Raw genomic sequence first — 19,751 nt, forward strand, 5'->3', positions numbered from 1 at the left:
GTCGCAGGCGTACAACTGCGCACGCTCGCGACGGGCTGCCCACGCGTCAGGTCGCGTCGGCGTCGAACGGCGCGGGTGGCGCGCCGAACGGCTGTGGCGCTCCGAAGGGCGGGGGCGCTCCGAATTGCGCCGGCGGTGCCGGGTTTTGCGGTCCGATGCAGATCACGGTGCAGCCGGGCAGCTGCGTGGGCGCCTGCTGCGGGGTGGGTTGCATCCACGGGAACATCGGCTGCGAGCCGACGGGCGGCGTCCCGCTCAAGTCGATCAGCGGCGTCCGCGAGAACGGGTCGTCGGACGGCAGGCCGATGACGTTCATCGGGAGGTTGGGTCCGAGCCCCTCCGGATGATCGTCGTGGGCGTTGCCGAGCGGCGGCGGCGGCCCGGTCATCGGCGGCAGGTCGACCGGCACCACGCCGGTGGCGTACGCGGCGGCCCAGCCCAGCACGTTCTGCGCGTAGGGCACCGAGTTGTTGTAGCGCAGGATCGCCGACATCACCTGCATGGGGTCGCGCAGGTTCAGCCCGCCGCTGCACAGGTACCGGGCGGCGGCCAGCGCCGAGTCGAACAGGTTTTGCGGATCGGCGGTTCCGTCGCCCTTGCCGTCGGCGGCGTAGCGCGCCCAGGTGCCGGGCAGGAACTGCATCGGGCCCATGGCGCGCGCGTACGTGGGGCGATTGCCGGCCGTGCTCTGCACGATGACCTCGTTGCCGGGCAGCGACCCGTCCAGCGAGGGGCCGTAGATGGGGACGACCGCGGTGCCGCGCGCGTCGACCGCGCCACCGCCCGCGTGGCCCGACTCGATGCGCCCGATCCCGGCGAGCAGGTTCCAGCTGACGCCGCAGCCGGGGGCGGCTACGGCCATCTTCTGCTCGGCGCTGCGGTAGGCGGCCAGGGCGACCGACGGGATGCCCAGCGCGCCGGGCGCATTCACGATCATCGGCGGCGGCGGGGCGGACGGCGCGGCCTCGGCGATGTGGAACGCGGTGGGTGTGCGGTCCGCGGCGATGACGACCGGCCCGGAGGTGTCGGGGACGCTCGGCGAGACCGCGGCCACCGGGTAGATGGCGGCGCGCACCGGGGCGGGCTGGTTGCGGACCGGTGCCGGGTGAGCGGAATACGTCGGGGCCGCGCCGCCGACCGCACCGGCGAAGACGAGGGGGGTGATCACGGCGACGCCGAACGCGGGCGTTTTCGACACCCGGATTTTCGTCAGCCGGAGCTTTGGCACGCGAAGTACCCGCTGTCGCACGGCCGCGGCGGCCGGGCGTGGACCCCAACGTCCCCCAATGCGCACTCGGCCGTCCTCAAAGGTCGGGAAACTACCTGCTTAGCTTCGTGAACCAGATCACAATACATAACCCCCGTGACGGGAGTGGCGCAATGGCGGATTTGATAATTACCGGGATTTCTTAGCGGTCCGCTCCCAGTCGTCACTCGCCGTTGCGGCTTCCTCGTCGGCGCTTTCCGGCAGCAACGCGGTCAGCATCGAGCGCAGGTCTTCCAGCTCGTGGCGCAGGTATTCGCGCGTGGTGACCTCGCCCACGGCCAGCCGCAGCGCCGCCAGCTCGCGGGCCAGGTACTCGGTGTCGGCCTTGGTCTGCGCGGCCCGACGGCGATCCTCGTCGAGCGCGACCCGGTCCCGGTTCTCCTGGCGGTTCTGCGCCAGCAGGATCAACGGCGCGGCGTAGGCGGCCTGCGTCGAGAAGGCCAGGTTGAGCAGGATGAAGGGGTACGGGTCCCAGCGCAGTGCCGCCGCGAACACGTTCACCAGGATCCAGCCGATCACGATGACCGCCTGGATCAGCAGGTAGCGGCCCGTGCCGAAGAAACGCGCGATGGACTCGGTGATCTGCCCGACCGCCTCGGGGTCCACCCGTGGCGAATACCGGCGCGATGTGCGGGGGGTGTAGAGCCGTCGCGTTGCCGTGGATCTGCTCACCCGGAGCCTCCCAGTCGTCGTTCGATGCGGCCGGTGGTGTCGAGCTCCTGCACGTCAACGCGCCAGTCGTGCGGTAGCAGGTGATCGAGCAGGTCGTCCACGGTCACCGCTCCCAAGAGGTGGTTCTGGTCGTCGAGCACCGGGCCGCACACCAGGTTGTAGGCGGCGAGGTAGCGGGTCACCGAGCCCAGCGGGGTCTCCGGACTCAGGGTGAGCAGGTCGCTGTCGACGATCCCGCCGACCAGCTCGGCCGGCGCCTCGCGGAGCAGCCGCTGCAATGGGATGCAGCCCAGGTAGCGCCCGGTCGGGGTGGCCGTCGGCGGTCGCGCCACGAACACCATCGACGACAGCGCCGCGGTCAGGTCGGGGTCGCGCACGCGGGCCAGCGCCTCGGCGACCGACGTGTCCGGCGTCAGCACCACCGGGTCGGAGGTCATCAGCCCGCCCGCGGTGTCGGGGGAGTGGGTGAGCAGCCGGCGCACCGGTTCGGACTCGTCGGGGTCCATCCGGGTCAGCAGCATCTCGGCGTCCGTCGGGTTCAGCACGCCGAGCAGGTCGGCGGCGTCGTCGGGATCCATCTCCTCGAGCACGTCGGCCGATCGGTCCGTGCCCAGCTGCGAGAGCACGTCGGCCTGATCCAGCTCGGGCAGCTCCTGCAGGACGTCGGCCAGCCGGTCGTCGTCGAGCGCCTTGAGCACCTCGTAGCGCCGCTTGGGCGGCAGCCCGCGGATGACGTCGGCGACGTCGACGGCCTTGCGGCCCTCGAACTGGGCGAGCAGCTGGGCGACCCCCTGACCCGGCAGCGCCAGCGCCGACGGCGTCAGCCCCTGCACGTTCTGCCAGTCCACCACGTGGACGGGGCCGCGACGTCCCAGCCGTCGCTGGGTGCGCACGGCGACCCGGGTGACCAACCAGTCCCGTGTCCGGGTCTGCTCGATGCCCAGGTCGGTGATCACCACGCCGAGGCCGGCCAGCTCGGGCAGTTCGGGATCGTTGACCTTGACCGGGGTGTCGAGGATCTGGCCCATCGCCAGCACCTCGCCGGGCCGTTGCTCGAAATGGCGCAGGGACACGCTGCCGGTGTTGAGCGTGACCGCGTCGGGCTCGATCGCGGCGACCCGCAGCATCGGGATGAAAATGCTTCGGCGCGTGGCCAAGTCGACGACCAGCCCCAGGACGCGGGGCTGTTGGCGGACGATGCTGATGCTGATCACCACATCGCGGACGCGGCCGAAGTTTTCGCCGAGCGGACCTAACACCAGCATCCGCGGGAGCCGCGCGACGTAGACCCTGTTGACCGATGCCATGCACGGAAGCCTATTCAGCCGCCCCGCGGACGGCAGGCGGCCATGCCGGTGTCCGCCGATGAATCGCCGCTAACGCGAATGGATGCTGAACATCGCGATGACCAGAAACACCACCAGGGTGCCGACGCCGATCACGATGCCCGTGACCGCCAGGCCATAGCCGTCCTGGCGGGTCTGTTTGATCTGGTTCAGGGCGACCACGCCCAGCACGATCGCCGCGACGGAGCCGATGACGCAGCAGAAGAAACCGGTGAACGACGCGATGAGCGAGGCGATCGCCAGGCCGTTGGTCCCGGCCTGCGCCCGGTAGTCCGGCGCCGCGTGGTGGCCGGCGGGATACCCCGGATAGGCCGGCGGCCCGAAGCCGGGCGGCGGCGGCAGGAAGCCGGGAGGGGGCCCGTACCCGGGTGGCGGGCCGTACTCGGGTGGCGGGCCGTACCCGGGCGGCGGGCCGTACCCGGGCGGCGGCATCGGCGGGTAGCCGAGCGGCGAAAACGCCGGGGGCGGATATTCGATGGCCGGCGGATCCCAGGGAGGTTGCCAGGCGGGCTGCTCGGGCCCGTGGCCGCCGGTTGGCGGCGGGCCGGCCTGGTCGCCGTGGCCACCGCCGGGAGCTGCCATGGTGTTCAACCTAGCCCATGCGCACCCCGTGGCCCGGGATGAAAGGATGGCCGAGGCGGAGGAGAATGAGCGACGATGACCAATCCTTTCCAGCCCGGACAGGTACCCGGCGCCACACCCGGCGGCGCGGCGGCGGCCCGGCGCGGCGTGCCGTCGCTCCCGACCCCGCCCAAGGGCTGGCCGGTCGGCTCCTACCCGACCTACGCCGAGGCGCAACGCGCGGTCGACTACCTGTCCGACCAGCAGTTCCCGGTGCAGCAGGTGACCATCGTCGGCGTCGACCTCATGCAGGTCGAACGCGTCACCGGCCGGTTGTCCTGGCCGAAAGTGCTCGGCGGCGGCGTCATCAGCGGGGCGTGGCTTGGCCTGTTCATCGGGTTGGTGCTCGGGTTCTTCAGCCCCAACCCGTGGGCCGCGCTGGCCACCGGCCTGGTCGCCGGGGTGTTCTTCGGCCTCATCACCTCCGCGGTTCCCTACGCAATGGCGCGTGGCACAAGGGATTTCAGCTCGACCATGCAGTTGGTGGCCGGCCGCTACGACGTGCTCTGCGATCCGCAAAACGCAGAGAAGGCGCGGGATCTGCTGGCGCGCCTGGCGATCTGAATCGGTGGGCGGGCGTCGTGGTCGAGCGGGCCGACTCGGCGCAATCGTCCTGGCGGCGCTGACCGCGGCATCAACTCTGTCGGCCTGCGGGACGCCCGGCGGCGGGCTGGTGATCAGCTTCTACACGCCCGCCACCGATGCGGCCACCTTCACCGCGGTCGCGCAGGACTGCACCAGGCGTCTCGGGTTCACGGTCCGGCACGTGAGCCTGCCCAGGGGGCCGGGGGAGCAGCGTGTGCAGCTGGCCCGGCGGCTGAGCGCGCACGACCGCGGGCTGGACGTGATGGCGCTGGACGTGGTCTGGACCGCGGAGTTCGCCGAGGCCGGTTGGGCCCTGCCGCTCTCCGACGACCCGGCGGGCCTGGCCGAGTCGGACGCGACCGTCGACACCCTGCCGGGCCCGCTCGCGACGGCCCGCTGGAAGCATCAACTGTACGGCGCACCCGTGACGACCAACACCCAATTGCTCTGGTACCGGACGGATTTGGTGAACCGGGCGCCGATGACCTGGGACGCCATGGTGGCCGAGGCCGCCCGGCTGCAGGCGGCCGGGCAGGCGGCGTGGATCGCCGTGCAGGCCAACGAGGGCGAGGGCCTGGTGGTGTGGTTCAACACGCTGCTGGTGAGCGCGGGCGGACAGGTGCTCTCCGAGGACGGCCGGCGGGTCACGCTGACCGACACCCCCGCGCACCGGGCCGCGACCGTCGCCGCGCTGCGGGTCCTCAAGTCGGTGGCCACCGCGCCCGGGGCCGACCCGTCGATCAGCCGCACCGACGAGGGCACCGCGCGGCTGGCGGTCGAGCAGGGCAAGGCCGCGCTCGAGGTCAACTGGCCCTACGTGCTGGCGTCTTTCCTGGAGAACGCGGTCAAGGGCGGCGTGCCCTTCCTGCCGCTGAACCGGGATCCGGCGCTGGCGGGCAGCGTCAACGACGTCGGGACGTTCGTCCCCGACGACGAGCAATTCCGCATCGCCTACGAGGCCAGCCAGAAGGTGTTCGGCTTCGCGCCCTATCCCCGGGTGGCCCCGGCCATGCCCGCCAAGGTGACGATCGGCGGGCTGAACCTGGCGGTGTCCAGCACCACCCGCCACCGAGCGGAGGCGTTCGCAGCCGTGCGCTGCCTGCGCAGCCTGCAGAGCCAGAAATACGTGTCGATTCAGGGCGGGCTCCCCGCGGTGCGCGACACGCTGTATTCCGATCCGCAATTCCAGGCCAAGTACCCGATGTACACCGTGATCCGCCGGCAGCTCACCGACGCCGCCGTGCGTCCGGCCACGCCCGTCTACCAGGCGTTGTCGCTGCGGCTGTCGACGGGGCTGAGCCCGATCACGCGGATCGACCCGCAGCGCACGGCCGACGAGCTCGCCGCGCAGGCGCAGCTGGCCCTCGACGGCAAGGGGTTGTTGCCGTGAGCGCCTCCGAACGGCGGCTCGGCCTGATGCTGGTGGCGCCGGCGGCGATCCTGATGCTCACCGTGACGGCGTACCCCATCGGCTACGCCGTGTGGCTCAGCCTGCAGCGCAACAACCTCGCCAGCCCGAACGACACCGCGTTCATCGGGCTGGGCAACTATCTGACGGTTCTGACCGACCGGTATTGGTGGACCGCGCTGGCGGTGACCCTGGGAATCACGGTGGTGTCGGTGTCGGTCGAGTTCGTGCTGGGGCTGGCGCTGGCGCTGGTGATGCACCGCACGCTCGTCGGCAGGGGCCTGGTGCGCACCGCGGTGCTGATCCCCTACGGCATCGTCACCGTCGTCGCGTCGTACAGCTGGTACTACGCCTGGACGCCGGGGACCGGGTATCTGGCCAACTTGCTGCCGCAGGGGAGCGCGCCACTGACGCAACAGATCCCGTCGCTGGGCATCGTCGTGCTGGCCGAGGTGTGGAAGACGACGCCGTTCATGTCGCTGCTGCTGCTGGCCGGGCTGGCGCTGGTGCCCGAGGACCTGCTGAGGGCCGCGCAGGTCGACGGGGCCGGCGCGTGGCGGCGCCTGACCGGGGTCATCCTGCCGATCATCAAGCCGGCGGTGGTGGTGGCGCTACTGTTCCGGACGCTGGACGCTTTTCGCATCTTCGACAACATCTTCGTGCTGACCGACGGCGCGAACAACACCGATTCGGTGTCAATCCTGGGCTACGACAACCTGTTCAAGGGCTTCAACGTCGGGCTGGGCTCGGCGATCAGCGTGCTGATCTTCGTGTGTGCCGGCATCATCGCGCTGGTCTACATCAAGGTGTTCGGTGCCGCGGCGCCGGGTGGTGACGCCGATGGCCGCTGAACCGGCGCGGCGCGCCGCCTTGTGGGCCGTGATCGACGCCCTGGTCGTGCTGTATGCGCTCGTCCCGGTGCTGTGGATCCTGTCCCTGTCGCTCAAGCCGACCTCGATGGTCAAGGACGGCAGGCTGATTCCGTCGTCGCTGACGCTGGACAACTACCGGGGCATCTTCCGCGGCGAGTTCTTCACCTCCGCGCTGATCAATTCGATCGGGATCGGCCTGATCACCACGGCGATCGCGGTGGTGCTCGGCGCGATGGCGGCCTACGCGGTCGCCCGGCTGGACTTTCCGGGCAAGCGGCTGCTGATCGGCGCCGCCCTGCTGATCACCATGTTCCCGGCGATCTCGCTGGTCACCCCGCTGTTCAACATCGAACGGCGGATCGGCCTGTTCGACACCTGGCCCGGCCTGATCCTGCCCTACATCACTTTCGCTCTGCCCCTTGCCATTTACACGCTGTCGGCCTTCTTCCGCGAGATCCCGTGGGATCTCGAGAAGGCGGCCAAGATGGACGGCGCCACGCCGGGTCAGGCCTTCCGCAAGGTGATCGTGCCGCTGGCGGCGCCGGGCCTGGTGACCGCGGCGATCCTGGTGTTCATCTTCGCCTGGAACGACCTGCTGCTGGCGCTGTCGCTGACGGCCACCGAGGCGGCGATCACCGCGCCGGTGGCGATCGCGAACTTCAGCGGCAGTTCGCAATTCGAGGAGCCGACCGGCTCGATCGCGGCCGGTGCGGTGGTGATTACCGTCCCGATCATCGTTTTTGTTCTAATTTTCCAACGACGGATTGTCGCCGGGTTGACCTCTGGCGCTGTGAAGGGATAGCGCGATGGCCGAGATCGTGTTGGAGCACATCCACAAGAGCTACGCCGACGGCGCAGCGGCGGTGCAGGACCTGAGCATCACCATCGCCGACGGCGAGTTCCTGATCCTGGTCGGGCCGTCGGGCTGCGGCAAGACGACGACGCTGAACATGATTGCCGGGCTTGAGGATATCTCGTCGGGCGAGCTGCGCATCGACGGCCAACGGATGAACGAGAAGGCGCCCAAGGACCGCGACATCGCCATGGTGTTCCAGTCCTACGCGCTCTACCCGCACATGACCGTGCGGCAGAACATCGCCTTCCCCTTGACCCTGGCCAAGATGAAGAAGGCCGAGATCGCCCGGAAGGTCGAGGAGACCGCGAAAACCCTTGACCTGACCGAACTTCTGGACCGCAAGCCCTCCCAGCTGTCGGGCGGCCAACGTCAGCGGGTCGCGATGGGACGCGCGATCGTGCGCCATCCCAAAGCGTTTCTGATGGACGAGCCCCTGTCCAACCTCGACGCCAAGCTGCGGGTGCAGATGCGCGGCGAGATCGCCCGGCTGCAGCGCAGACTGGGTACCACCACCGTCTACGTCACCCACGACCAGACCGAGGCCATGACGCTGGGCGACCGCGTGGTGGTGATGCACGGCGGGGTCGCGCAGCAGATCGGCACGCCCGACGAGCTGTACGAGCGGCCCGCCAACCTGTTCGTCGCGGGGTTCATCGGCTCGCCGGCGATGAACTTCTTTCCCGCGAGCCTCACGCCAACCGGCCTGAGGCTGGCTTTCGGCGAGGTGATGCTGGCGCCGGAGGTCCAGCAGGTCATCGAGCGGCACCGGCGGCCGGACAACGTCATCGTCGGGGTGCGACCGGAGCACCTGGCCGACGCCGCGCTGATCGACGGCTACCAGCGCATCCGGGCGCTGACCTTCGAGGTCAAGGTCGACCTGGTCGAATCGCTGGGCGCCGACAAGTACGTGTACTTCACCACCGCGGGCCCGGCCGTGCACGCCGCCCAGCTCGACGAGTTGGAGGCCGAGGGCGAAATGCACGAAAACCAGTTCGTGGCACGCGTTTCCGCGGAGTCGAAGGCGACGGTGGGACAGTCGATCGAGCTGGCACTCGACACCTCGAAGGTGGCCGTCTTCGACGCCGAGTCCGGGGCGAACCTGACGATCCCGCCGGCTGAGTGATTTCCGACCTTGTTCGCGCCCACGTGTGCGGCCACTTCGCGGGGGTGGAGCCCGACTCGGCGAGCGTGACGTTCCTGGGCACCGAGCCGATCGAGGTGCTGCGGTTTCGCGGCGGCGGATTGGTGCACTACGTGTCGCTGGGGTGCTCGCGCCACCCGATGACCGACCCGACCGAAATGGTCGCGGACCCGTTGCGCGGCCCGCGGGCCGAGGTCGTGCTGAGCCTGCGGGATCCCGGGCCCGCCACCGGCATCGCCCGCAGCCTGGCAGTCCTGGCGGCCACCCCGGCCGTCGACGGCGTGGTGCTGGTCGCCGACGCCCTGATCGACCTCGGCTCTCCGCTGTGGGCGTGGCCGTCGGGGCGGGTGCCGTTCACCGCGGTGTTGCTGGGCCACAGCGACATTCCGCAGCTGCCGTTGGAGGCGCCCCGCGACCCGGTGCAGTTCCTGTCGGCGACTCCGATCACCGCGACCGAGGCCGCGTGGGTGCGGCTCAAGGGCGCCGAGGCGATGCGGCAGGCGTGGCGCAGCGACGGCGTCGACGTGCTCGACCCGAAACGGCCTGCGGCGCACCCGCGTTGACGGCGTGCTGGGCCTGGATCGCCGAGCAGACGCAAAAGCCCCCGACACGCCGACGAATGGGGGGCTTTTGTGTCTGCTCGCGAGGTGAAGGTGAGGGCCGTCAGCCGGCCAGGCGGGGCCTCGTCAGGTGGCCGTTGATGCGCGCCACCAGGCTGAGTGGATCCCGCCGGATGTCGTCAACCGTCATCGGAATTGTGGTCCAACCGCATTCCTGCAGTCGAGCGGTTTTCAGTCGGTCATGCAATAGGGCATCGCGACCGACATGCCACTCCACGCTGTCGTATTCCGCGCTGACCATTGCTTCCGGCCAGGCGAAGTCCACCCGCCAGAGTTTGCCGTGGCGATCGAGGACGCTGTACTGCAACTCGGGCTTCGGCAGTGCATGATCGATGAAAACGAGTCGCGCCTCACTCTCCATCGGGGATTCGGCGCGGCCGTCGGCATAGCCAGACAGTTCCCGGACCTTGACGATCCCGCGCCGACCCCGCTGCTCGCGAATCGCCGAGTCCAATTCCGCGCGGGTGCAGGCGCCGACGTGCAAGGCGGCATCAAGCGTCGCCAGGGCGCGCGGGCGCCGAAGCGTCCGGGCCAATTCGATTGCGGTCCATGCCGGCGCTGTCGCCAGGCGACCCTGGACTCGTCGCAGAGGAGCACCAATTCGCTGATGCACCATCATCCTCGGCAATGGGCGCATCCGTACCCCTGGATCAAGGACGTGGAGCCTGGACGTGCCCTCGGTGTCGAAGCCATACAACGCGGCCGCGGTGCCCATACACGCGACTACCGGTCGGCCGACCTTTAGTTGCAGCGCCGCCAGCGCGCCGCTTGCGTCGGGCTCATTCGTCGCATAAACACCATGGCATATCCGAATAAGCCTGCCGGACTTGACAAGTCCGGCCAATCGCTTACGCGAGATCACAGTCAACAGTTGGGAAGTAGTCGCCTGCCCGCCGCACTCGAATAGCGCGCGTTCGATGTCCACACCCCTAACGATGCTGCGCGGCAAGCTACCCGAGTAGTCAGCTGGCTGCGTAATGTGGAAAAGCCACGACCGCCCATTGCGCCGAGCAGACGCAAAAGCCCCCGACACGCCGACGAATTGGGGGCTTTTGTGTCTGCTCGCGAGGAAAAAGCTATAGCCAATTGTTGCGGCGGAACTGGAAGTACAGCACCAGGCAGACGACCACCATCAGCGCCATGATGCCCGGGTAGCCCCACGTCCAGTTCAGCTCGGGCATGAAATGAAAGTTCATGCCGTAGATCGCGGCGACCATCGTCGGGAAAGCCAGGATGCCGGCCCAGGCGGCCATCTTGCGCATGTCGTTGTTCTGCTGCATGCCGACGCGGGCCAGCGCCGCCTGGATCAGCGAGTTGAGCATGTCGTCGTAGCTGGCGATGTGCTCCGCGGCCTCGGAGTGGTGGTCGGCGAGGTCGCGCAGGTAGCGGCGCACCTCCTTGGCGATCAGGTCCTTGTTCTCCTGCTGGATCCGCAGGAACGCCCCGGACAGCGGGTTGACGCATCGGCGCAGTTCGACGACCTCGCGCTTGAGCAGGTAGATCGGTTCGACGTCGAGCTTGCGGCCGGGGGCGAACGCCACCTCCTCGATGCTGTCGATGTCGGCTTCGACGGAATGGCTCACTTCGAGATAGTGGTTCACCACCTCGTGGGCGATCGCGTGCATCACCGCGTACGGCCCCAGGCGCAGCTGCTCGGGGTCGGCCTCCATCCGCTTGCGCACCTCGGAGAGCCCGCCGTGCTCGCCGTGGCGGACCGTGACCAGGAAGTCCTTACCGACGAAGATCATCACCTCGCCGGTCTCGACGATCTGGCGGGCCAGCGTCACCGATTCGTGCGGCACGTAATTGACCGTCTTCAGCACGAGGAACAGCGTCTCGTCGTAGCGCTCCAGCTTGGGCCGCTGGTGCGCGCAGACGGCGTCCTCGACGGCCAGCGCGTGCAGCCCGAACACGTCGGCCACGTCCTGCATCTCGGTGAGGTCGGGCTCGCGCAGGCCGACCCAGACGAACGCCTGGTGCCCGAGCATCTCGATCTGCCGCACCCGGTTGACGGCGGCGGCGTAGCTGAACTTCCCCGGCAGCCGGTGGCCTTCGGCGTAGACGGCGCAGTCGACCAGCGTTTCGTGTGGCGGCTGCTCGACGCGCTCGGCCTGCGGCTCGCGCGGCTCGCGCGCGAGCGGTCGCAGCACCTCGGGCAATGCGTCAGGTCCGGGAAACACCCCCACCTCCGATCGCAGCGCATGGCCGATAAGCGGTGCTCAATGCTACGCGTCCTGGTGAAACACGACGTGAAAACTCCGCGGCGGCCGTGGACCGGAGGTTTCGCGCGGACGGGGGTGCGCTAGTTTCGAGCACGACACACAATCCCGATCTTCTCCATAAGGAGCACTTCGACGTGAGCGCAAGTCCAGTCAAGGTCGCCGTCACCGGCGCCGCCGGCCAGATCGGCTACAGCCTGTTGTTCCGCCTCGCCAGCGGCGCGCTGCTGGGGCCCGACCGCCCGATCGAGCTGCGGCTGCTGGAGATCGAGCCCGCGCTCAAGGCGCTCGAGGGCGTCGTGATGGAGCTCGACGACTGCGCCTTCCCGTTGCTTGCGGGCGTCGAGATCGGCGCGGACCCGAACAAGATCTTCGACGGCGTGAACCTGGCTCTGCTCGTCGGCGCCCGGCCGCGCGGCCCGGGCATGGAGCGCGGCGACCTGCTGGAGGCCAACGGCGCGATCTTCACCGCCCAGGGCAAGGCGCTCAACTCGGTCGCCGCGGAAGACGTGCGCATCGGCGTGACCGGTAATCCCGCCAACACCAACGCGCTGATCGCGATGAGCAACGCCCCCGACATTCCCAAGGAGCGGTTCTCGGCGCTCACCCGCCTCGACCACAACCGCGCGATTACCCAGCTGGCCCGCAAGACCGGCGCCGCCGTCACCGACATCAAGAAGATGACGATCTGGGGCAACCACTCGGCCACCCAGTACCCCGACATCTTCCACGCCGAGGTCAAGGGCAAGAACGCCGCCGAGGTCGTCGGCGACCAGGCATGGATCGAGAACGACTTCATCCCGACCGTCGCCAAGCGCGGCGCCGCGATCATCGACGCCCGCGGCGCGTCGTCGGCCGCGTCCGCCGCCTCGGCGACCATCGACGCCGCGCGCGACTGGCTGGTCGGCAGCCCGGAGGGCAACTGGGTGTCGATGGCGGTCGTCTCCGACGGCTCCTACGGCGTGCCCGAGGGCCTGATCTCGTCGTTCCCGGTGACCACCAAGGGCGGCGACTGGTCGATCGTGCAGGGCCTGGAGATCGACGACTTCTCCCGTGGCCGCATCGACAAGTCGACCGCGGAGCTGGCCGACGAGCGCAACGCGGTCACGGAGCTGGGCCTGATCTGATCCCGAGCAGAAATTAGGTCTACTAATGGGTAGCCCTTACCCTGATGCGATGCCGGAAACCGCGCATCCGCCGATGCCCATCGGAGACGACGAGATCTTCGACGCGCATGTGGGCGGGAAGCTTTCGGTAGCCCTCAGCGCACCACTGGACACCCAGCGCGCCCTGTCGATCGCCTACACCCCGGGCGTCGCGCAGGTCAGCCGCGCCATCGCCGCCAACCGCACCCTGGCCGCCCGCTACACCTGGTCGAACCGGTTGGTCGCGGTCGTCAGCGACGGCAGCGCGGTGCTGGGCCTGGGTGACATCGGCCCCGAGGCTTCGCTGCCGGTGATGGAGGGCAAGTGCGCGCTGTTCAAGGCCTACGGCGGGCTGAACGCGATCCCGATCGTGCTCGACACCAAGGACCCCGACGAGATCGTCGAAACCCTGGTGCGGCTGCGGCCGACGTTCGGCGCCGTCAACCTCGAGGACATCGCCGCCCCGCGCTGCTTCGAGATCGAACGGCGGGTGATCGAGGCGCTGGACTGCCCGGTGATGCACGACGACCAGCACGGCACCGCGATCGTCGTGCTGGCGGCCATGATGGGCGCCAGCAAGCTGCTCGGCCGCGACATGTCGTCGTTGCGGGCGGTGGTCTCGGGTGCCGGCGCCGCCGGGGTGGCGTGCACGAATCTCCTTCTGACGATGGGTCTTTCGGACATCACCGTCCTCGACTCGCGCGGCATCCTGCACACCGGGCGCGACGACATGAACAGCGTAAAGGTCGACCTCGCGCGGCGGACCAACCCCGACGGCCTGTCCGGCGGGCTCGTCGAGGCGCTCGAGGGCGCGGACGTCTTCCTCGGGCTGTCGGGCGACGTGGTGCCCGAGGAGCTGATCGCCACGATGGCGCCCGGCGGGATCGTGTTCGCGCTGTCCAACCCGGACCCGGAGATCCATCCCGAGATCGCGGCCAAGTACGCCACGGTGGTGGCCACCGGCCGCAGCGACTTCCCCAACCAGATCAACAACGTGCTCGCATTCCCGGGGGTGTTCCGCGGCGCGCTGGACGCCGGCGCGCGCCGGATCACCGAGAAGATGATGGTGGCCGCGGCCGAGGCGATCTTCTCCGTCGTGAGCGACGACCTCGCGGTCGACCGGATCGTCCCGAGCCCGCTGGACTCGCGCGTCGGGGAAGCCGTCGCCGCCGCCGTCGCGATCGCCGCAGACACGTTCGTGTGACCAGGCTGGCCGCGCTGCTGCTGGCGGCGCTGCTTGCGCTGGCCGGCTGCGGCGAACGCCGGCCCGCCCCGGAATTGGTGGTCGGCTCGAGGCCGGAGTCGACGCTCTTGGCCGCCATCTACGTTGCGGCGCTTCGGTCATACGGTTTCGGGGCGCGGGCCGAAGCCGACACCGACCCGATGGCGAAGCTGGACTCGGGCGCCTTCACCGTCGTACCCGCGTTCACCGGCCAGACGTTGCAGCGGTTACAGCCCGGGGCGGCGGCGATGTCCGACGCGCAGGTCTACCGCGCGATGATCGCGGCGTTGCCCGAGGGCGTGCTGGCCGGCGACTACACCACCGCCGCCGACGACAAGCCGGTGCTGCTGGTCACCCAGGCCACCGCCCGGGCCTGGGGCGGCCACGACCTCACCGCGGACCTGAGCAGCCTGCCCAAGCACTGCGACGGGCTGAGCGTCGGGGCCGTCGACGGCTTTCAGGCGCCCTTGGCGGTCGGTTCCTGCCGGTTGGCCGCGGCGCGCCAATTCCCTTCGGAGGATGCGCTTTTCGCGGCGGTGCGCAACGGTCAGCTGACCGCGGGGTGGACGACGGCCGCCGACCCGGCCAGCCCCGCCGACCTGGTCGCGCTGGCCGACGGCAAACCCGCACTCATCCGGGCCGAGAACGTGGTGCCGCTGTATCGGCGCAACGCGCTGAGCGATCGGCAGCTGCTCGCGATCAACGAGGTGGCCGGGGTGCTGGACACCGCGGCCCTGGCCGACATGCGCCGGCAGGTGGCCGGCGGCGCCGACCCGCAGGCGGTGGCCGGCGGCTGGCTGGCCGAACACCCGCTGGGCCGCTAGGGCTTGATTGCGCGACCATCGAGCCTGCGCTCAGCGCGTGCTTCGGTCATGATCTGGCGCGCTGAGCGCAGTCTCGGCGGTGAAGGCGTTAGGGCTTGGGCATCAAGCGGCCCATCACGGGCCCGAACAGCTGCTGGTAGTACGGACCGGCCAACCTCACCATCACGTCCAGGACCTTGGCGTCCATCCCGACCAGCACCCGGGCCCTCTTCTTGCGGACCGCGTCCAGGATGACGCGGGCGGCTTGTTCCGGGCTGGTCTTGGCAAGCCGCTTGTCGAACATCTTGGCCAGCTGGTCGCGGTCGAGTCCCTCGGCGACGGTGGCGTTGCGGGCGATCCCGGTCTTGATGCCGCCGGGGTGAACGGTGGTCACCGCGACCGGGTGGCGGGCCAGGATCATTTCCTGCCGCAGCGCCTCCGTGAACCCCCGGACCGCGAACTTGGCCGAGTTGTAGGCCGCCTGCCCCGGCACCGAGAACAGCCCGAACACGCTCGAAATGTTGATGATGTGGCCGTCCCCGGAGGCGATGACGTGCGGGAGGAACGCCTTGGTGCCGTTCACCACGCCCCAGAAGTCGACGTCCATCACCCGTTCGATGTCCTTGAACTGGCTGACCTCGATGTCGCCGGTGTAGGCGATGCCGGCGTTGTTGTAGATCTGGTTGACCTTGCCGAAGTGCTCGGCGACGGCGTCGGCGTACGCCAGGAAGGCCTCGCGCTCGGTGACGTCGAGCCGGTCGGCCTTGACCTCCGCCCCGATCGCCTTCACCCGCTCCTCGGTCTGCGCCAGGCCTTCGGTGTCGACGTCGCTGATCGCCACCTTGGCGCCGGAGCGGGCCAGCTCGATGGCCAGCGCCTGCCCGATGCCCGAACCCGCGCCGGTGACCACGGCGACCTTGCCGGCGAATCCCTTCATGAGCCTTCTCCCGTCACTCAGTCTGCGTCGAGGCTAGCCGGTACCCGCGGTACGGCCTACACAGGGCCCAAGCGGCACGGCGTGGTCTTTGGCCTCTGGTGCGCGGTGGCATGACGGCCCATAATCCTGCGTGGAACCGACCGCGAAGGGGGAACCGCTGACATGACAGCCGATCCGCGCTCCGATGTCGTCTCGCGCCAGTACGAGCGGTGGAGGTACCCGCGGCCCATCCAAGACCTCGACTCATTGGGCGACGGCACCTGGCACTGGTTCGACCCTTCCCGCTTTCACCGGATGTTATGGCCCGACCGGGACTACAAACCCGACCTCGACATTTTGATCGCCGGTTGCGGCACCAACCAGGCGGCGGTTTTTGCCTACCGCAATCCCGGCGCCAAGGTGGTGGGGGTCGATATCAGTCAACCGTCTCTGGACCATCAGCAATATCTGAAAGACAAGCACGGGCTGTCGAATCTGGAAGTGCACCTGCTGCCGATCGAGGAACTGCCCACGCTCAACAGGGATTTCGATCTGATCGTCTCGACGGGCGTTTTGCATCACATGGCGGATCCGCTGGTCGGCATGAAAGCGGTCGGCGCCTGCCTGCGCCGGGAGGGCGCGATCGGTCTCACGCTGTATGCGAAGTACGGCCGGACCGGTGTCGAAATGCTGCAATCGGTCTTCCGCGACATGGGGCTGCGCCAAGACGACAAATCGGTGCACATCGTCAAGGAGATGATCTCGGCGCTGCCGGCCGAGCACCCCCTGCGAACCTATTTCAGGGCGGAAGGCGACTGGGAATTGCAGTACGACGCCGCCGTGGTGGACACGTTCCTGCATGGCCGCGACCGCAGCTTCGACGTCGACGGCTGCATCGACCTGGTCACCAATGCCGGACTCGAATTCCAGGGCTGGCTCCTGAATTCGCCCTATTACTCGCATGACTGGTTCACGCCGGGGACCGCCACCTATGACGCGCTCAACGCATTGCCCGAGCGTGAGCTCTGGTCGGTCATGGAGCGCATGCACATATTTTCCGCCTGCCACTTTTTCATGGCGTGCCGTCCGGACCGGCCCAAGCAGAGCTACAGAATCGATTTCGCGGAGCCCGGCTATCTCGATTACGTCCCGATGATGCGTTTGCAGTGCGGCCTGTCCGGGGCCGACATCGTCAGACCCGGCGGCAGCATGACCCTCAACGCCGCCCAATTGCCCTTCGTTGAGCACGTCGACGGTCGACGCACGATCCGGGAGATCGCCGCGCGCGTGGCACAGGGGACATCGCGGCGGGCCGATGTGGGTGAGCTGGAGAAATTCGGCCGCAAGCTCTTTCAGTCGCTGTGGCGTCTGGACTTTGTCCAGATGACCCTGCCCGCGAGCCCGACGCCTTAGGCGATTTCGGCGCGTTGGTCTTTGGCCCCTTGCGCCGGTGGAGAGCCGCCGCCCATAATCCTGCGAGGTAAGGGGCGGATGTGAGACAGCTCACCACCGCGTCGTTTGACGGGCTGAGCCGAGAAGGGGGCAGCTGAAGTGAAGGTCGATCCGCGAGACGACGTCGTCTCCCGCCAGTACGAGCGGTGGAGGTACCCCGAACCCATCCAGGACCTCGACGCCTGGACCGTTAACAACTGGCAGTGGTTCGACCCCGTCCATGCGCACCGGATGTTGTGGCCGGACCGGGACTACAAACCCGATCTCGACATCCTGATCGCCGGTTGCGGCACCAACCAGGCGGCAATCTTTGCCTACACCAATCCCGCCGCGCGGGTGGTGGCGGTCGACATCAGCCAGCCGTCCCTGGACCATCAGCAATACCTGAAAGACAAGCACGGGCTGTGGAACCTCGAGTTGCACCGGCTGCCGATCGAGGAGCTGCCGTCGCTGAATCTCGACTTCGATCTCGTCGTATCGACCGGCGTTCTGATGATCATGGCCGAGCCACTGGCGGGCATGAAGGCGCTCGCCCACTGCGTGCGGCCGGACGGCGCGGTGGGGGTCATGCTGTACGCGAGGTACGGCCGAATCGGGGTCGAATTGTTGCAGTCGGCCTTCCACGACATGGGGCTGGATCAGGACGAGGCGTCGGTCCAGATGGTAAAAGAGGCGCTCACCGTGCTGTCGCCCGATCACCCGGTTCAGGGCTACCTCAAGATAGCGGCGGACGATTTGCAGTTCGATACCGGTCTGGTGGACACGTTCCTGCATGGCCGGGACCGTAGTTTCACCGTCGACGGGTGCGTCGATCTCGTCGAATCGGCAGGTCTCGAGTTCCAGGGATGGTTCCTCAAGGCGCCCTACTACGCGCACGAGTTGTTTTCACCGCCGAGCGAGTTCTATCGTGCCGTCAACGAGTTGCCCGAGCGAAAGCTCTGGTCCGTGATGGAACGCATCCAGACGTTGAACGGGTGCCATTTCTTCATGGCGTGTCGTCCCGAGCGGCCGAAAGAGTCGTACACCATTGACTTTTCGACCGAGGGCTCCCTCGACTATGTCCCGATGATGCGGTACCGCTGCGGTTTGTCGGGCAACGAGATTTTCCGGCCGGATTGGGGCATGGCCCTCAACGGCTCCCAGCTGCCCTTCGTGCAGCAGGTCGACGGCCGCCGCACCATTCGGGAGATCGCCGCGAACGTCGCACAGGGCCCGGAAGCGCGCCGCGGTGGCGCGGCCGAGGTGGAGAGGTTCGGCCGCAGGCTGTTCGAGGCGTTGTGGCGTCTGGATTTCCTGGCGATGGGCCTGAAACCAAACTCCGCTGTTTAGGGACAGGAGGCGGCTGAAGTGGGCGAGGATCCGCGCTCCGATGTTGTCACGCGGCAGTACGAGCGGTGGCGGTACCCGCACCCCATCCAGGACCTCGAGGTGTGGTCCGCCGGCAACTGGCAGTGGTTCGACCCCGCCCATGCGCACCGGATGTTGTGGCCGGACCGGGAATACAAACCCGATCTCGACATTCTGATCGCGGGTTGCGGCACCAATCAGGCCGCAACGTTCGCGTTCGGCAATCCGGCAGCGCGGGTGGTGGCGGTCGACATCAGCCAGCCGTCGCTGGACCATCAGGAGTTCCTGAAAGACAAGCACGGGCTGTGGAACCTGGAGCTGCATCGGCTGCCGATCGAAGAGGTGTCGTCGCTGGGCCTCGACTTCGACCTCATCGTGTCGACCGGCGTCTTGCATCACATGGCGGATCCGCTGGCGGGCGCGAAAGCGCTCGCGCAGTGCCTGCGCACGGACGGCGCCTTGGCTCTCATGCTGTACGCGAAGTACGGCCGGATCGGCGTCGAGCTGCTGGAATCGGTTTTTCGCGACCTGGGGCTGCGTCAAGATGATGCGTCGGTCCACATCGTCAAAGAGACGATCTCCGTGCTGCCGCAGGACCATCCCGTCCGGCCCTACATCCGGATAGCGGATGATCTGCAGACCTCCGATGCCGCCCTGGTCGATACGTTCCTGCACGGTCGCCAGCGCAGCTATACCGTCGACGAGTGTGTCGACCTCGTCGAATCGGCCGGGCTCGTGTTTCAGGGATGGTTCCTCAAGGCGCCGTACTACGCGCACGAGTTGTTCACGGCGCCGAACGAGTTGTATCGAGCCGTCAACGAGTTGCCCGAGCGCAAGCACTGGTCGGTGATGGAACGCATCCAGACGCTGAACGGTTGCCATGTCTTCATGGCGTGTCGCCCCGAGCGCCCGAAAGACAGCTACGCGATTGACTTTTCGACCGCTGGCGCCCTCGATTACGTTCCGATGATGCGCTACCGCTGCGGCCTGGCCGGCAACGAGATCTTCCGGCCGGATTGGCGGTTGACCTTGAATTCGGCTCAGTTGCCGTTCGTGCAGGGCGTCGACGGCTGCCGCACGATGCGCGAGATCGCCGAGCTGGTGGCGCAGGGCGGGGACTCCCGGCGGGCCGGCGCGGACGACCGCGAGAAGTTCGCCCGCAGGCTCTTCCAGGCGCTGTGGCGTCTCGATTTCGTTGCGATGGGCCTGAATCCGGCCTAGCGGAAGTCGATTAGTGCGCGAACGTCGACTTGTTGTGG

At 68.2% G+C, this 19,751-nt stretch carries 19 protein-coding genes; 12 read left to right on the forward strand and 7 right to left on the reverse strand.

Annotation, left to right across the window (positions count from 1 at the left end):
- Positions 1–46 precede the first annotated feature (46 nt).
- From A5696_RS20860 to A5696_RS20875, 4 genes are all read right to left on the reverse strand, one after another.
- Entirely contained in the window at positions 47–1,294 is a 1,248-nt protein-coding gene (locus A5696_RS20860) for a lytic transglycosylase domain-containing protein (protein ID WP_197517040.1), read from the reverse strand.
- Positions 1,295–1,396: 102 nt separating this feature from the next.
- Positions 1,397–1,939 (reverse strand): DUF1003 domain-containing protein, encoded by a 543-nt coding sequence (locus A5696_RS20865; RefSeq protein ID WP_067882902.1) that lies wholly within the window; start codon positions 1,937–1,939, stop codon positions 1,397–1,399.
- Positions 1,936–3,246 carry a magnesium transporter MgtE N-terminal domain-containing protein gene (locus tag A5696_RS20870; RefSeq protein ID WP_067882903.1) on the reverse strand — a complete coding sequence of 437 codons (1,311 nt, stop codon included), beginning with the start codon at positions 3,244–3,246 and terminating at the stop codon, positions 1,936–1,938. Before A5696_RS20870 ends, A5696_RS20865 begins: the two co-directional genes overlap by 4 nt.
- Before the next feature lie 69 nt (positions 3,247–3,315).
- Positions 3,316–3,867: a DUF4190 domain-containing protein gene (locus tag A5696_RS20875; RefSeq protein WP_067882904.1), complete on the reverse strand. Its 552-nt coding sequence runs from the start codon at positions 3,865–3,867 to the stop codon at positions 3,316–3,318.
- Between the two features lie 75 nt (positions 3,868–3,942).
- On the opposite strand from A5696_RS20875, the gene A5696_RS20880 reads away from it, so the two are divergent.
- Genes A5696_RS20880 through A5696_RS20905 form a run of 6 tightly spaced genes read left to right on the forward strand, consistent with a single transcriptional unit; the run spans position 3,943 to position 9,331 of the window.
- Positions 3,943–4,470, forward strand: a complete 528-nt coding sequence (locus tag A5696_RS20880) for a general stress protein (RefSeq protein ID WP_067882905.1) — start codon at positions 3,943–3,945, stop codon at positions 4,468–4,470.
- A gap of 4 nt (positions 4,471–4,474) precedes the next feature.
- Positions 4,475–5,881: an extracellular solute-binding protein gene (locus tag A5696_RS20885; protein WP_067882906.1), complete on the forward strand. Its 1,407-nt coding sequence runs from the start codon at positions 4,475–4,477 to the stop codon at positions 5,879–5,881.
- Between the two features lie 26 nt (positions 5,882–5,907).
- Positions 5,908–6,750, forward strand: coding sequence for a carbohydrate ABC transporter permease (locus tag A5696_RS20890; RefSeq protein WP_067882946.1), 843 nt, complete (start codon positions 5,908–5,910; stop codon positions 6,748–6,750).
- Positions 6,740–7,573: a carbohydrate ABC transporter permease gene (locus A5696_RS20895; RefSeq protein WP_067882947.1), complete on the forward strand. Its 834-nt coding sequence runs from the start codon at positions 6,740–6,742 to the stop codon at positions 7,571–7,573. Before A5696_RS20890 ends, A5696_RS20895 begins: the two co-directional genes overlap by 11 nt.
- Positions 7,574–7,577: 4 nt before the next feature.
- Positions 7,578–8,750 carry an ABC transporter ATP-binding protein gene (locus tag A5696_RS20900; RefSeq protein ID WP_067882907.1) on the forward strand — a complete coding sequence of 391 codons (1,173 nt, stop codon included), beginning with the start codon at positions 7,578–7,580 and terminating at the stop codon, positions 8,748–8,750.
- Entirely contained in the window at positions 8,747–9,331 is a 585-nt protein-coding gene (locus A5696_RS20905; RefSeq protein ID WP_156738523.1) for a suppressor of fused domain protein, read from the forward strand. The genes A5696_RS20900 and A5696_RS20905 overlap by 4 nt, the downstream gene beginning before the upstream one ends.
- 100 nt (positions 9,332–9,431) lie before the next feature.
- Here the strand turns inward: A5696_RS20905 and A5696_RS20910 are convergent, their stop codons facing one another.
- A complete protein-coding gene (locus tag A5696_RS20910) occupies positions 9,432–10,325 on the reverse strand; it encodes a hypothetical protein (protein WP_156738527.1) in 894 nt (297 codons plus the stop codon).
- 139 nt (positions 10,326–10,464) lie between these two features.
- Complete coding sequence (gene corA / locus A5696_RS20915; protein ID WP_067882950.1) at positions 10,465–11,568, reverse strand: magnesium/cobalt transporter CorA; 1,104 nt, start codon at positions 11,566–11,568, stop codon at positions 10,465–10,467.
- Between the two features lie 176 nt (positions 11,569–11,744).
- Here corA and A5696_RS20920 point away from each other — a divergent pair, with 176 nt between their 5' ends.
- The 3 genes from A5696_RS20920 to A5696_RS20930 are packed head-to-tail and all read left to right on the forward strand — an operon-like array spanning position 11,745 to position 14,798.
- Entirely contained in the window at positions 11,745–12,734 is a 990-nt protein-coding gene (locus A5696_RS20920; RefSeq protein ID WP_067882908.1) for a malate dehydrogenase, read from the forward strand.
- 49 nt (positions 12,735–12,783) lie between these two features.
- Positions 12,784–13,956: an NADP-dependent malic enzyme gene (locus A5696_RS20925; protein WP_156738524.1), complete on the forward strand. Its 1,173-nt coding sequence runs from the start codon at positions 12,784–12,786 to the stop codon at positions 13,954–13,956.
- Positions 13,953–14,798 (forward strand): glycine betaine ABC transporter substrate-binding protein, encoded by an 846-nt coding sequence (locus A5696_RS20930; protein WP_067882910.1) that lies wholly within the window; start codon positions 13,953–13,955, stop codon positions 14,796–14,798. The genes A5696_RS20925 and A5696_RS20930 overlap by 4 nt, the downstream gene beginning before the upstream one ends.
- 88 nt (positions 14,799–14,886) lie before the next feature.
- On the opposite strand, the gene A5696_RS20935 is transcribed toward A5696_RS20930, so the two are convergent.
- Complete coding sequence (locus A5696_RS20935; RefSeq protein WP_067882911.1) at positions 14,887–15,714, reverse strand: SDR family oxidoreductase; 828 nt, start codon at positions 15,712–15,714, stop codon at positions 14,887–14,889.
- A 162-nt stretch (positions 15,715–15,876) separates the two neighbouring features.
- Between A5696_RS20935 and A5696_RS20940 the strand changes: the two genes are divergently transcribed.
- The 3 genes from A5696_RS20940 (at position 15,877) to A5696_RS20950 (ending at position 19,713) form a co-directional block, all read left to right on the forward strand.
- A complete protein-coding gene (locus A5696_RS20940) occupies positions 15,877–17,106 on the forward strand; it encodes a bifunctional 2-polyprenyl-6-hydroxyphenol methylase/3-demethylubiquinol 3-O-methyltransferase UbiG (protein WP_067882912.1) in 1,230 nt (409 codons plus the stop codon).
- A 138-nt stretch (positions 17,107–17,244) separates the two neighbouring features.
- On the forward strand, positions 17,245–18,474 hold the full coding sequence (locus A5696_RS20945) for a bifunctional 2-polyprenyl-6-hydroxyphenol methylase/3-demethylubiquinol 3-O-methyltransferase UbiG (RefSeq protein WP_067882913.1): 1,230 nt from the start codon (positions 17,245–17,247) through the stop codon (positions 18,472–18,474).
- 18 nt (positions 18,475–18,492) lie between these two features.
- Positions 18,493–19,713 carry a bifunctional 2-polyprenyl-6-hydroxyphenol methylase/3-demethylubiquinol 3-O-methyltransferase UbiG gene (locus A5696_RS20950; protein ID WP_067882914.1) on the forward strand — a complete coding sequence of 407 codons (1,221 nt, stop codon included), beginning with the start codon at positions 18,493–18,495 and terminating at the stop codon, positions 19,711–19,713.
- The last annotated feature ends 38 nt before the right edge of the window (positions 19,714–19,751 follow it).

This window comes from Mycobacterium sp. E2699, from assembly GCF_001666745.1.
Taxonomy (GTDB): Bacteria; Actinomycetota; Actinomycetes; order Mycobacteriales; family Mycobacteriaceae; genus Mycobacterium.